Source organism: Paenibacillus plantiphilus, from assembly GCF_927798095.1.
Taxonomy (GTDB): domain Bacteria; phylum Bacillota; class Bacilli; order Paenibacillales; family Paenibacillaceae; genus Paenibacillus_Z; species Paenibacillus_Z plantiphilus.
This window is the reverse complement of the sequence record NZ_CAKMMF010000024.1, coordinates 56,101-70,432: the sequence shown is the minus strand read 5'-3', so window position 1 is coordinate 70,432 and position 14,332 is coordinate 56,101. Positions and strand designations below refer to the sequence as shown.

General features: G+C 52.1%; 9 protein-coding genes and 1 tRNA gene. 3 read left to right on the top strand and 7 right to left on the bottom strand.

The window, feature by feature from the left end; genetic code table 11:
- Positions 1–208: 208 nt before the first annotated feature.
- Complete coding sequence (locus L6H65_RS19330; RefSeq protein ID WP_236344323.1) at positions 209–4,861, bottom strand: non-ribosomal peptide synthetase; 4,653 nt, start codon at positions 4,859–4,861, stop codon at positions 209–211.
- A gap of 492 nt (positions 4,862–5,353) precedes the next feature.
- A tRNA-Leu gene (locus tag L6H65_RS19325) sits at positions 5,354–5,437 on the bottom strand.
- A 192-nt stretch (positions 5,438–5,629) separates the two neighbouring features.
- Here L6H65_RS19325 and L6H65_RS19320 point away from each other — a divergent pair.
- Positions 5,630–6,532, top strand: a complete 903-nt coding sequence (locus L6H65_RS19320) for a DUF3221 domain-containing protein (protein ID WP_236344297.1) — start codon at positions 5,630–5,632, stop codon at positions 6,530–6,532.
- 128 nt (positions 6,533–6,660) lie between these two features.
- Here the strand turns inward: L6H65_RS19320 and L6H65_RS26830 are convergent, their stop codons facing one another.
- From L6H65_RS26830 to L6H65_RS19300, 4 genes are all read right to left on the bottom strand, one after another.
- On the bottom strand, positions 6,661–7,155 hold the full coding sequence (locus L6H65_RS26830) for a TFIIB-type zinc ribbon-containing protein (protein ID WP_371877738.1): 495 nt from the start codon (positions 7,153–7,155) through the stop codon (positions 6,661–6,663).
- A gap of 81 nt (positions 7,156–7,236) precedes the next feature.
- Positions 7,237–7,482 (bottom strand): hypothetical protein, encoded by a 246-nt coding sequence (locus L6H65_RS19310; protein WP_236344296.1) that lies wholly within the window; start codon positions 7,480–7,482, stop codon positions 7,237–7,239.
- Between the two features lie 101 nt (positions 7,483–7,583).
- The gene (locus L6H65_RS19305) at positions 7,584–7,907 is read right to left on the bottom strand and encodes a hypothetical protein (protein WP_236344322.1); all 324 of its coding nucleotides are present in this window, start codon (positions 7,905–7,907) and stop codon (positions 7,584–7,586) included.
- Between the two features lie 91 nt (positions 7,908–7,998).
- A complete protein-coding gene (locus L6H65_RS19300; protein ID WP_236344295.1) occupies positions 7,999–8,568 on the bottom strand; it encodes a xanthine phosphoribosyltransferase in 570 nt (189 codons plus the stop codon).
- A gap of 193 nt (positions 8,569–8,761) precedes the next feature.
- Between L6H65_RS19300 and L6H65_RS19295 the strand changes: the two genes are divergently transcribed.
- Together L6H65_RS19295 and L6H65_RS19290 are read left to right on the top strand one after the other, a co-directional pair.
- On the top strand, positions 8,762–9,460 hold the full coding sequence (locus L6H65_RS19295; RefSeq protein ID WP_236344294.1) for a hypothetical protein: 699 nt from the start codon (positions 8,762–8,764) through the stop codon (positions 9,458–9,460).
- 161 nt (positions 9,461–9,621) lie between these two features.
- Positions 9,622–10,662: a YkvI family membrane protein gene (locus tag L6H65_RS19290; protein ID WP_236344293.1), complete on the top strand. Its 1,041-nt coding sequence runs from the start codon at positions 9,622–9,624 to the stop codon at positions 10,660–10,662.
- A gap of 15 nt (positions 10,663–10,677) precedes the next feature.
- Here L6H65_RS19290 and L6H65_RS19285 read toward each other — a convergent pair whose 3' ends face one another.
- A complete protein-coding gene (locus tag L6H65_RS19285; RefSeq protein WP_236344292.1) occupies positions 10,678–14,331 on the bottom strand; it encodes an AAA family ATPase in 3,654 nt (1,217 codons plus the stop codon).
- Position 14,332: the final 1 nt, after the last annotated feature.

Genomic DNA, 14,332 nt, shown 5'->3' with positions numbered 1-14,332 from the left:
CTCCCTTCACAATGATTTCGTACGCAGAATATATGAATTGGTTTCAAAAAATAGCCCCTATCAACGAACAGAGGTTTCAGCCACATGAGCTGAAACCTCTGTTCGTATGGATGCGGCCCAGAGGACACGAGCTTCCACGTCATTGCTGACACTGACACTAGATCTTGAATCCAGCGCGTCTGTCAATTCCACCACAATAGCTTATCGTTCAACGTATACTACTGCCGCTCGTCTGTTGCTGCTCCAGTTCGCTTTGCAGGCTGGTCAGCGCCTTCCTTTGCTCCTGTTCAATCGTCACCAAACCGTCCAATACGAGTTGAAGACTTGCCTGTATTTCGGCAGGCATTTCATTGATAGTGTCAATGCTGCCCAGCAGCCGATCGAATAAATTGCCTAAATGCTTAATCGAAGCCTCCACACTTTCGGTCAACGCCGCAAGTGAAGGCAGGCTCAAGAGCCGCGCTGCGTCCAACAGAAAATCTCTGAAGAACATATACGTGTATTTCCACTTTCTCAACCAGAAAACAACAAAGTTGTATAGCTCCACATGGAAATCCTCTTGCAAGAACGCATCCTCAAGCAGCTCCCGGAATGGCTGGAAAGCCGCAAAGCCGCTATAGAGCACTCTTCCTTCGTTCTCATGCTCGATTGGCTCGGAAGAAGTATAATATTGAATATGCTTCTCCAGAAGCTCCAGCGCCAGCTGCTGCAGCGGAATAGGCTGGAACCGCTCAAAGCTTACATCGATGACCAAATTTTGCGCATTCGCGTATTTCAGCGGATAACGTTTCAGAAATTCCATGTTGCCTGCGCCGGCAACCGAACGCCTTGCTTCGTCATCAGGAATCATTCCAAAAAAATTATAGGTGCTGTCATAAACCTTGTAGCCGCGATCCGTATGATCAACCAGCAAAAACATGTGGGAGTGATGGATTCCCGCTTCATTGCTGGACAAAGTCGCCAATTCAGTTTCCAGCAATTTGTCCGCAAATTGATCCTCGTCCATCAAATAATCATGAGAATAATTCAAATAATACGTTGTGCCGACTCCTATGGGCAATTGGCCTTCACGCATCCGTTCCTCACACCACGCCATGACCTCCTCGACTGAATCAAAGCTTAGCGGCTTGCCTTCAATGCCGAGCTTGGCGGACAAGTCAAATCCCGGAATATCCCGAACATCGTCAAGCAGCAGCCGATCTACCATTTCCCCAGACTTTGGAACACTGAATATGATCGTACCTAATCCCCTGCCAACGGGCAGAAAGCCTCTCGGAATCGGATAACCTGTCTCATGGCGCAATTTTGTATATATCGCCCCCATTAAGCATGGATAGTAATAAGGGATCTCTTCCACACTGTCATCGAATTGGACGTTATATCTCTTTGTATTCTCATTGGATGCTTCTATCGCACACTCCGGCTCACATTCAGCGGCAGCCGCGATTCCAGCTGCGGCATCGCCCAGGAGCTGACCTCCTCCGGCTTGCACAATTTCGCGAATCGTTCTGTATTGCAGCATATCTCTCAAACCGATGGCCACTTTGTACTCGCTGGCCTTTGCCACGACTTGAACAGCCTTAAGCGAATCTCCGCCCAATGCGTAAAAATCGTCCAATACGCCAACCCGCTCCAAGCTCAGCACTTCCTGCCAAATTTGCGCCAATCTCTCCTCTTGCGGATTCTCCGGCGCTTCATAGCAATCACTGTTGCCGATATGGTTCTGCGGAGCGGGCAATGCGCTGCGGTTGATCTTCCCGTTCGCCGTTATCGGCATCGCTGGCAATGGGACGAAATAGGATGGAATCATATAGTCAGGGAGTATGCTGGCCAAATACTCCTTCAATTCACCGTAAGGCAAATCACCGCTCGAAGTATAATAAGCGCACAATGCTTTGCTCCCGTTCGAATCCGTCCAATCTGTTACGAGCACTTCGCGCACGCGCGGATGCTTCAATAGCTGTGCTTGAATATCCCCCAGCTCGATCCGATAACCGCGAATTTTCACTTGATGGTCGCTCCGTCCAAGAAATTCAATGACGCCATCCGGCATCCATCTGGCCAAGTCGCCCGTTCTGTACATCTTTGCACCGGCGACCTCCTGCTTCCGATAGGGATCAGCAATAAACCGCTCCTCCGTTATGCGCTGGTCCGTATACCCCGACGCCAGACATTCTCCCCCGATAAACAAATCTCCAGGAACAAACGGTGGACAAGGCTGAAGATTAGAATCCAGCACATAGTACCTGGCGTTCTGAATCGGCGTTCCATACGGAATGCTGACCCAATGCTCCTCCACCTTGCGTACCGGATAATAATTGGACCAGACAGTCGCCTCCGTTGCACCTCCGAGAGCCACAACCTGCACGTTCGGAAAATGCTTTGCCAGAACATCAGGCAATGTCAGCGGAATCCAGTCGCCGCTCAGGAATACAAGACGAAGATTGAGATTCGGTATCATGTTATCACTGTTGATCTCCATTAATGTAGCAAGCTGCTGCAGAGCTGCCGGCGCAGAATCCCAGAACGTAATCGGCTCATGGCGAACAATTTCCAGCAGACGCTCACGATCGGCAAGCTCATCCTCTGAAGCAATTCGAATCGATCCTCCTGAAGCAAGCGTGCCGAAAATATCATAGACCGAGAGATCGAAGCAAAGCGAGGTGACAAACAGCAGTCGATCCTGCGCGCCAACGCCGAACGTCCGATTGATCCATTCGATGAGATTGATGACTGGACGATGGCGGACGACTACACCCTTAGGCGTTCCGGTTGTACCCGATGTGAAAATAACGTAGGCCTCATGCTCCGAAGTCAGCTCTGTACGAGGAGCCTCATTGGAAAATTGGTCGATATGAGCCAGCGTCCAGCTTCTTTTGCGAGAGCGGGCGATCCGCTCTTCTTCCGTAATGGCAGCTTCTCCCTGTCCGATATCCGTTCCCTTGCGCACGACTACATCATAACGGTACGCCAGCTCGTTGTTAAAGCCTTCCTCTCTGTGCATAATCTCTGTATGCCCGATATCCGGAATACGGCACTGCAAATCAACGAAGAAGCCCTCATCGCAATACAAATCCTGATCGGACTGCGCTCCTGTATAAGCCGCCATCCCTTGCTGCTTCCTATACGCCAGGAGACTATCTCGAAACATCTCTTTCCGCCGCAAGTCCATAACGTCTGCGATAATCAGCGCTCCGCCAGGCTTGAGACAGCGAATCGCTTCCCGCACAACCTGCTCGAAATAAAAGTATCCGGGGAAAAACTGCGCCGCACTTGCAATCATAATGAGATCAAAGCTGCCCTCGTCCATCTCGCCGATTTGAAGCGCGTAACCCTCCAGCCATTCCGAATTCGTTAGCCCAAGCTCTGCCGATCGCGTACGATTCATCTCCAGCATGCGCTTGGATGGATCAACGCCAACAAACCGCTCGACCATAGGTGCGATGCTAAAAGCAATCAGACCGGAACCGCAGCCGATCTCAAGCACGCTGGACTGACCCGAGATATAGGGGCTGGCCAATTCCACGACACGGTCGCGATATTCGTCCACCTCCGCCTCGGAGAAGGGCAAGCCGCTGTAGCTGCTAATAAACCCGCCCGCCGTAACGCGATCGACGGACTCCTCAGCGACACGATCCCACAAATTGCCGAACCTCTCCACATCCACTCCTTCCGCAGGCGGCTGAAGTGACGTTACATCCATATACACAACGTCCTGCACATGCTCTATTTTCCAAATCAACTCTTGAAAAGGCCGCATGACCGCGGTTTTGGTGACTATGCACCGAATAGGAAGACTTCTCAGAATCGTTTCGATTCTGGCCTTCGGAAATCCGGGTTCGATCGGCACATATGCGGCTCCTGCTTTAAGAATCCCTAAGACACTAATAATGATCTCTACGGACCGATCCAGCAGGACAGCCACATACGAGCCTGGGCCGATGCCTTGATGAATAAGCAGACCGGCAAGCCGGTTTGCTCTTTCGTTCAGCTCCCCATATGTCATCTCTGCGCCCTGCGAGCAGACCGCAATATGATGAGGAGCAAGCAGCGCTTGTCTTTCAATGAGCGCAGGAATAGTCAGCTCGCTGGAATAGGCTGCATCGGTAGCATTGAACGTTTCGATCAGCTGCTCACCCTCCTCCTTCGGAAGGAGAAGCGCTTCGCCTACAGGCTTGTCAGGAGCAGCTAAATATTGCTGCAATGCAAGCATGAAGCTGCGGGCATAAATCTCCATCGCTTCAGGAGCAAACAACCGACCATTATAGTGAAACTTCACAATCATCTCATCAGAGGAGTCCTCTGCTACAATAACGACCTCATGTTTTCCTTTGCATAGCAAACGAATGTCAGCGTCCTCGTGCAGGCCAGACATCGCAATCGCAAGCGGCGTCGATAACATCTCTTCCTTCTGCAATCCCAGCTGCTCGTTGATCTCGTGCAAGCCGATATACTGATGCCTGTACCCATCCGTTACCGTCCCTTTGACGCGTTCGAGCGTTTCTCTGAATGTTGCTTCAAGCAGAACTTCATTCCGAACGATGATCGATCTTCCTAGAACATCATCAGCAGAAACCGGAAGCACGGGAATCGTCACCGCGATATCCGACTGGCCTCCGTTCACCTTGGCTAGCCATGCTTGAAACCCCGCGAGCAGAGCGATATAGAGAGCAACCTTCTTTCCTTTGCCTATCTGCAGCAGTCGACTCGATAGATCCCTTGGAAACTCATGCGTGTAGACCGCTTGTTCAAAAACAGATGATTTCGGATACTGGACTGGCAATCCCGAGCGGGGAATTTCACCGGACAAGTGATTTAGCCAGTAACGCCTCCCTATTAAAATTTGCTCCCTAGTCAACATCACTAACGGATCAACCCCTTCCTCTTCTTTACTGGAATGCTAGGCCGGCAGCCTATGTGTCTATAATCGTGCGATAAACAATTCCTCAATCAGCAATACGACAATGAATAAAACGCTTTCAAAAATTACTTCTCTTCACGCCATCTCGATAGTCAGACAAATAAAGTCAATATCGACATGGTCGTTACTAATTTAATTATATTTTGGCCTAAAAACCTAGTCAATGATCATTTTATCATTGATTCAAGTTTATTTTTTGTAAAACGATACAATTTCTAATAAAATAATAAAATATTAACTATTTCCAAAAATGTTTTTGTCTATATTTAACTTTATTTTACAATTTAAATTTTGTAAATAAAATCGATAATTTGTCTATTTACAATTCGCAACCTTGAACAAATAGAAAAAGGAATTTAAACCTCAAACATCCGAATCTCAACACAAAAAAGAAGCCTTAGCTTACCAGGCTTCTCGGGTTTGTTTAAGGGATGCGGTCGAGAGGACTCGAACCTCCACGTCATTGCTGACACTAGAACCTGAATCTAGCGCGTCTGCCAATTCCGCCACGACCGCGTATGCTCGGATTCATGAACGGTAACCGTCTCTGAATCACGTTTATTATCTTATCACCGGGTAATGGCGAAGTCAAGGAACGCGGATGAAGTTCTAATTTTCAAACAATAATGACAATATGATAGCTCATGTAACCTTTCCCACTTTAAGAACGTCGATAATGGCATGAATACGTATAAGGGGGTGCATCATATGAACAATTCTGTCCGACTCATCCTGCTTGCAACGGTTGTCTCCGCTGCATTGGCAGCTGCCTCTGGCTGCTCCGCGCCAGCCTCGAATGGGACCGCTCCATCCGACAAGAAACCTGCCGCCTCCTCTCCGCAAGCAATCGAAGACATGCAGAACCTTGTATACAAAATGGATAGTGTTTTTGACAAGTATAATGTTCAGAAGATGAGCGGCTGGTCGGATGCCGATACCGTATACCTGGAAGTTCGCCAACGGCACAATCATCGCGAGAAACTGTCTGACGACGAGCTGGAACAGCTCAAGCAACATATTTACAGCACGGCAGGCGCGACATTCAAGCTGGATATTCAACAATTCATACTTCAGGAGCAGCCGAATATGCGCGGGCGCATTGAGGATATTGATGAGACGGGGAAACGTTTGCTTATTGTCGATCCATCACATATGATCGATAACGCCCAAACAATGCCAGATGCGGCCTGGTATTCGATCGAAGAGACGGACACCCGATTGGTCCAGAGCGGTTCAGATGAACCGTTGGTACTGGCAGACATGAAGATTGGCCAGACCGTTGATGTGTGGGGGAATGGACTGATGCTCGAAAGCTATCCTGGCCAAACATCGGCGCTTGAGCTCGTTGTCGTGAAATCAGAGGAAAACAGCCACGATCTGGAAGGCATCCTAACAGCTATCGAGCCCCTTCAAGATGAGCCGAACACTTTCAAGCTCACTCTCGGTAACCAACAAGTCGTCCATTTGACCGACAGGTCCAAGTCTGCTAACGGCACTCCGAAAAATTCTGCAGCAGAGCTAAGGGTCGGCGACAAGGTACGCTTATGGCTGCTCAGCTTCCATATGAGAGATCAAATCAGAACAGCAACACAGTTTGAACGAATGGAATAACAAGCAAGCCATCATACCTCGCATCGCATTCATGGAATGAAAAGGCTCCAGCCAATGTCATCCCTATATCCCTCTCAGGGGGCATATGGACGGTATTGGCTGGAGCTTCTATTGTCCGTTACCGGGCATTAATCAAACAAATTGCCTAATACATCGAGCATCGTTTTTTTCTTCTTATAAGGGTGGCCGTACTTATTGTAGTGTATCTCGTGCTTGGAATGACTGCCATAGCCCTGCTGGTAATTGCCGTACTGTCCGGATTGGGGCGGCGGCACTTGTTGTTGGCCATAGCCGCCTTGCTGCGGCTGCTGGCCGTTGCCATACGCACCCGGTTGTCCTTGCTGGAAGGAAGGATTCACGTAGCCGCCATTGGAGCCTTGCGGCTGTCCGGGCTGCTGCTGTGACGGAGCTTGACCCATGTTGACAGGGCCGCTCTGTGGCGGTCTGTTCGCCTGCTGCTCCATTTTGTTGTAATCGCTCTGCAACTCCCGTATCCCTTGCATCAGCTTATCCAGCTCTCCACGGTCCAGCCAAACTCCCTTGCAATCCGGACAAACATCAATCATGACGCCGTCCTTCTCCACTTCCCTCATGCGAACATTCTCACAAACTGGACATTTCATAGTAGCAGCCTCCATTTGCTTACAGCGCAATGCGCATTTGATTATATTGAATGATACGAAACAAGCGGGCATTCGTTTCCTTTATGTATCCTGCAGAGAATCCTGCTCTGAATGCTGGAGCACATTGCTTCTGGGCTGTTCTGCAGGCTCGATCACATAGCTGCGGCTAACCTTCACAACTCTTCGATTCGCCTTTCTGATCACAACACTTTCAGCATCCCATGCCACGACGATCCCAACAACATCATTGCTCTCATGAGCGTCCCGCACTACTCTTATACGACTACCATCCACTCGAAATTGATCCAATTGCTGCTCGGAAATCACGCTATCGCCTCTTTCGCATTACTGCTGAATCGTAATATGCAAAGGACCTCAATGCGCTGCAGTCGCATTCATCGAGGTCCTGATTGACGCTTATTCAATTATTAGCTTACTTGTTCCTTGGAATCCGTAGTCTCATACCATTCATCCAGAACACGGGACGACATAACCCGGCTCGTAATATATTCTGCTTGCTTCGCAGTGAAATGCTCCTGCCATTCAATCTCCAGCTCCACGCAAAGCTTAACAATTGTCAACAACTCCGACCAGGCTACATACCTCTTATACCAGAAAAATTGCGGATGCTCGATCATGTACGGATACAAGTCATCGAATTCGGTATGCTTGCAGTCGAGCGCACGCTCGAAATGATTTTTGGCATCAGATAGCTTATTCTGCAGAAAATCATTAGAAGAAAGTTTCCCCATCATAATGTGCCTCCCCTCGGTCACTTACAAACATTATAAGACAAAATTTGATAGTCGAAAAGGTGCTTATTCTGGAATAAGATGTAGAATTTTATTCAAAGGTGATTTTTCCATCTTCCAGTGATGAAATTTTGACGAGCGATTCCACCTTAATACCCTGCTCCCGAATCGTTCTGGCTCCAGCCTGGAATGATTTCTCTACGAGAATGCCTACGCCAGCCAGCTTCGCTCCTGAGCGTTCAATAATTTTGATGAGTCCTCGTGCTGCATCGCCATTGGCAATAATATCATCAATAAAGAGAACAGAATCCTCCTCCGTCAGAAATTGACGGGATACCATAATGTCCGTCACAATTCCTTTCGTAAAGGATGGCACACGCTCGCAAAGCGCATCCGGATCAGCGATCAACGTTTTTTTGCGGCGAGCGAATACTAGCGGCACGCCCAGCGCCAACGCAGTTGTAAAGGCAGCTGGTATGCCGGAAGATTCCACCGTAATGACCTTCGTAATCGAATGCTCTTTGAACCGTCGCGCGAATTCCTTGCCCAATTCCTGCATTAGCATGGGATCTACCTGATGATTAATAAGTGCGTCAAGCTTTAACACATCGTTATTTATAACAGTAGCTTCCCGCAATATGCGTTCTTTTAACAGTTCCACCCTGTTTCCTCCAAACGAAAAGCTTTTTCCGTTAACGTACCATACGGAAGTGCCCCTTCGCAACCTATAGTCTTATTAATCCATTAAAATCCATTCGAAACGGCTGCAACTTTTTTCCACTCGCTGCGTTTAATTTAGTAGTGGTTACATAGCGTCACACGCAATGCCAATTGGCAGGAGGTGTTATACCCGAATGAATCAAGCTACCGTTCGCATCGCGGCTCGTACCGCCGCAATCGCTCTACTTTCAATTCTCGTCGCAGGCTGTCAGACTGAGACCGACAGACATATTCCGGTAAGCGATACGGGAATAAGCTCGTCAGGACTTGCCAAGACAACCGACAGTCCACAAAAAGTGTATAACCATTCAGACAACAGCTCGAATCCGGTCGTCAATACCATTCTTGAAGATGGCGTTTCGGATGTGCCTTCTGCCCAGGCAGAGTCCTCCTCCGGGACCAAGACCGCTCCAAGCGCCGCCAAGTCCGAGAACAAGTGGGATTCAAGCTCTCCCAAGCTTCACGGAGTCGGAATCGGTGATGCGCAAGCAGCAACAGAGCGCAAGCTGGGCAAGCCTGTGGAGAAGTACTCTATCGAGGACGAGAACGAAACATTAACGATTCATGAATATACAGGCTTCTCTATCGGATATGGCAAAGATAAGAAGGTAAGGTTCATAGAAGTGTTTGATAGCGGGACGGTTACTGACTTGAATGGACTGCGAATCGGAGACACCGAGAATGCGGCAATCAAAGCACTCGGCAAGCCGGATACGCACACGGCGAGCGTACTCTCCTACAAGGCGGCAGGTGCATTGCTCAAGCTTGATATGGACCCTGACAAGAATGAGATTATTTCGATCAAGCTCTTCTTTATGACTGCACCGGCCTAGACGTGCTGCACCGGCTTTATGAGCAGATCATGAATCGTTCCCGTTGTTAATCGGCCTGAGGCCGTTTAGCATGGGGGCGATTTTTTTTGTAGTCATGCCTGTCCTCCATCGGACATACCTTCTATAGGAGAAGGACGAGTCCGAAAGGCAGGTCAAATTCAATGAAGAGATTCGTTAAAGTGCTGCAAATCGCTTCTACGTACATGGGTACGATTGTCGGCGCGGGTTTCGCAACCGGACAAGAGATATTGCAATTTTTCACGCGTTTCGGCTATTGGGGCGCTCTGACGATCCTGCTGTCAACGGCATTGTTTATATGGCTCGGCTCCAAAATGATGCTGATCGCATGCGACATTACAGCCAGATCCTATGAGGATGTCAATAAGGCGCTGTTCGGGGAACGAAACGGACGGTGGGTCAGTCATTTCATGCTGGTCATCCTGTTCGGAGTCAATGCTGTCATGCTTGCAGGCGCTGGCGCAATCTTCTCTGAGCATTGGAATATGTCGTACCAGATCGGTCTGCTCATCACGATGGTCGGCTGTTTCTTTCTTGTCCGCAAAGGAATGGGCGCTATTTTGACCGTGAACTCGATTGTTGTGCCAATCATGCTGTTGTTCACTGTCATTATCATTATAGATACGATTCAGACGCCTGGGGCAAGCAGATGGATGATACTTACGAGCGATCATTCGTTGTTTGCCGTATGGGCTTCTCCATTCCTCTATGCTGCCTTCAACCTCTCCATGTCACAGGCTGTGCTTGTCCCGCTCGGCGCACAGATTGGCGATCGCAAAACGATCATCCTGGGCTCCTGGATCGGCGGTCTCGGGATTGGCTTCATGCTGCTTGCCAGCCATATTGCGCTGTCTGTCTATATGCCGGGCATTCAGCAATTCGCGATTCCGATGGGCGGAATCGCGCGCGAGGTTGGCTACGGTGTGCAAATCTTTTATATTTTCCTCATATTCTCGGAAATTTTCACGACGCTTATCGCAGATGTATATGGGCTCTCACTACAGCTGGAGGAGCGGTTTTCCATCTCTCGCACATGGCTGACGTTTATCGTGCTGGTGCTTTGTTATTTTGCCAGCCAGATCGGATTCGGTCCGTTGCTGTCGACCCTGTATCCATTGTTCGGATTAATAAGCCTTGGGTGGCTTGTCCTGCTTATTCGCCATAAGCCGCCGCGAAGGCACTAATCCGATTGTTTCGGATCAAGCCAAATGTACCAGCTTCGCGCCGCTCAGCCTGTCCATCAGCAGATCGCGGATATGCTCATGGCAGGTGAGCAGCACGAGCTGACGCCGCTGCGCAAGCTCGGCGAGCACCTCAACGACGGCTTCCAGGCGAGAGCGGTCAAAATTGACGAAGAGATCGTCAAGAATCATCGGCATATTCACTGTGACCGCCGCCTCATCTGCCAAAGCGAACCGCATTGCCAGGTACAACTGCTCAGCAGTACCCCTGCTCAAAAATTTGCTGTCCACCGTGTATCCGTCAGACGTCTCAAGCCCGATCGTCTGCTCGCCCTCCGGAACGGATATGCGTATATATTTGCCTCCAGACATTTTCTCCATCATGCGCGATGCTTCGCGAAGAACGGCGGGCTGGCGCTGCTCCTCCATGATCCGCTTGGTTCGCCGTATCATCGTCATGCCAAAGGACAATAGCGCATATCGCGATACCAGCCCTTCGAGCGCCGCTGTCTTCTCCTCGCGGTCTGCAATAAGCCGCTGCCGATCATTGTGCTGCAGCATCGCCTCCAGCTTTTGCCGCTGTCTTCCTGTTGTCTCAATCCATTCGGTTCTGGCAGCCTCTGCTTGTCTTAGCTCGTTGCTGGCAGCCTCTCTCATCTGCTCTAGCACTGCATGATCCGCTTCCTCATACCAGCTCTCAAGCTGGCCGCGCTGCGCTTCCGTCATCCCCGCAGTCCATTTCGCATCAAGCCGATAGCACTCCGTATTGATCTCATGCAAACGCTCGGACTTCATGATCGCAGCAAGCCAACTGGACTCATCCGCCACCCCCGCTTGCCGATACCATTCGTCACGCTGCGTATCAAGCCGCTGCAGCACGGCATTGCATTCATCACTGCGCAGCGCAAGGTCCGTCATTCGAGCTCGAAGCTCGATCGCCCGCTGCCTTGCTTCTGCTCCCTTGCGAGCTTCCGCCTGCAGCATGCGCAGCGATGCTGCCAGATCGCCGTTCGCGCCGCGTGTTACGGTTGTGAACGCGGCAGCAAGCTCGCTTGCAGCAGCTTCGAATGCTGCAAGCTGGGCCTCAATCACAGCCAGCTTGACTGCGATTCTGTCTCTAGCTTGCAGACGCTGCATCGCTTGCTCCGCCAAGTCGAAGGTCTCCATTGCCGCCTCTGGCGACAGTGTTGACGGGAGCGAGCGTGCGGCCAGCCAATCGCGCCATGCAAGCGCGATTGCCCCAGCGCTGGAAGCCGCCTCATTTGCGGCTGCCTGCGCTGCTGCTTCTTGCGCGCGCAGCCGCGCCAGCGCGCGCAAATGCTCTTGCCGCCGCTCGGCGACATGCTCGCTGTCGCGAAGCGCGTCAAGCCGCGCGTCGATCGCGGCGCGCAGCTGCTCCCGCGAAGCGGAAGGCGCTCGCTGCCCGTTCGCGGCGAGCGGCCCGGCATCTGCCGCTGCATTTGCGAGCAGCGCGGCGAGCGCCGCCTCCGGCTCGCGAACGAGCGCGCCGAGCGCGGCCGCGACGCGGCGCTCGGCTGCGGCAAGCCGCGCCTGCGCAGCGGCGGCGGCTTGCTCGGCCGCTGCGCCGCCGGCAGTGCGCCGCGGCGCATTGCCGCGACGGCCCGCGCGCACAGCGCCGCTCGGCCGCGCGGAGCGCGCTTCCCGCGCACGCAGCAGCGCAGCTGCAGCGAGCGCGAGCGCGGCAGCGCCTGCGGCGGCTGCAGCAACCGTCCAGCCGCCTGCAGCGAGCAAGCCCGCAGCGGCCGCCAAAGCAATTGCGGCCGCCCACAGCACGACCGGGCTTCGTCCCTCCGTGACGACTTCGCCATTCCCATGCTGGGAGCGCACCTTCTCCAGCTCCCATTCACGCCATGCATCCTCGAATACCCGTGCTGCATGCCGCAGCCCGTTCGACGTCGCAGGCAGCAGCACAAATACATCCGCTCCTCGTGCCTGTTTTTGCCATAGGGCCGCCTCGCCTGTCTCCCTCAGCTCTGCTATCGATTCTCTAATCTCACCTGACTCTCCTATCGCTTCCCTAGTCTTGCCTGACTCTCCTATCGCTTCCCTAGTCTTGCCTGACTCTCCTATCGCTTCCCTAGTCCCGCCTGACTCTCCTATCGCTTCCCTAGTCTTGCCTGACTCTCCTATCGCTTCCCTAGTCCTGCCTGACAGTGCTATCGATTCTCTAGCCCCGCCTGACTGTGCCATCGCTATCGTTGCTGTCGTCCCTCGAACCCCCGCATTCGAATCCAGCTCTCGCGCCTTGCGCTGCCCTTCAACCAATGCTGACTCGTCCAAGCCGCCTGACTCCTCCAGCTGAAGGGACAGCTCACGAGTGCTGTCCCTCAATGCGCGCAGCTCTGCAGCAATCCGTTCTCGCTCTCGATCCGCCTGCAACAGCGACATACGCGCCTTGCGCACCTCTTCACGCTCAGCAATCGTAACATGCAGCGCGCGAAGCTCTCGCTCTCCCCAGTTGGGAGCGATTCGCAGCAGCAGCCGTTCCAGCTCTTCAAGCTGCTCTCTCTGCTCAGCAAACAGCTCGCTCTTCTGCAATCGCAATGCTTGCATACTCTCCAGAGACAAGACAAGCCCTTCAGTCTCGGAAGCAGCCGCAATCAGCCTGTCATCATATTGAAGCAGCTCCAGCGCACGCTCGTCATGACCGTACGCCAGCTTGATCCGCTCCCTTTCATCAAGAATACGGTTCCGCTCAGCGGCATGCGCTTCCCAGCGGCTGCGGGCATCCAGGGGAACTTGACCGTTCAAGTGAAGATCGGCCTTCTCCCGCAGCAGCGCAGCACGCTCTACCCATACAGGATGCAGCTCTACAGCGCGTTCCAGCAGAAGCGCCCGCTCCCGAAGAACGGGCAGCCTGTCCTCAAGCCCGCTCAAAGCAAGCTCCGAATGACGAAGCGCGTCCGTCAGCTCATTAAATCCTGTTATGCTGTCTTCCAATTGGCGCAATGCAGCTTCTGTTCCGTCCAGCGCTTTAATTAAGCGATTGATCCGCTGATTGACACCTCTTGGCCGATACAGCTCATCCAACTGCCCGCCGAGCAGCTTCTCCGTTCCCGCTATTGCCCCGCCGCCGCTCCATCCGGCGTGATAGAGCTGTTTGCCCAGTTCATCGCCTTCCAGCATCCCGATGGCTTGAAGCTCCGTCAACGTAATGGCGAACAGCTCACGAAATACGCGATCATTGACCCCGCCCAAATAAAGCTTTTCCCACATCGCTTGAGTCAGCACCTCGGCTTGCCCTGCACCCTTTGAACTCTTGACATCAACTTGGAATAGCCTGCCCTCACTTCCTGCACCATTCCGCAAGCCTGTCAGCACGTCATCGCTGACAAGAGCGCCCTCAACCTCGCCTGTCCGTCTTAAAGTCACCTTTCCCGCTGAGTTTGCATAGCGTTCCAGCACGTAAGAGTTCCCGGATTCATCACGAAAAAGCAACCTGCCGCCATGACGACCTCCTGCGACAGGCTCCTGGCGATCCACTGCATTCGCCCGCGTAGCGAAGCCGTAAAGCATCGTGCGGATAAAGGCTAAAGTCGTGCTTTTTCCCGCCTCATTCGGTCCATAAATAATCGTAACGGGAGCATCCAGATGAAACCGCGAATCATACAGCTTGCCGAAGCCTTCTGCGTGCATGCCGACCCATCTCATC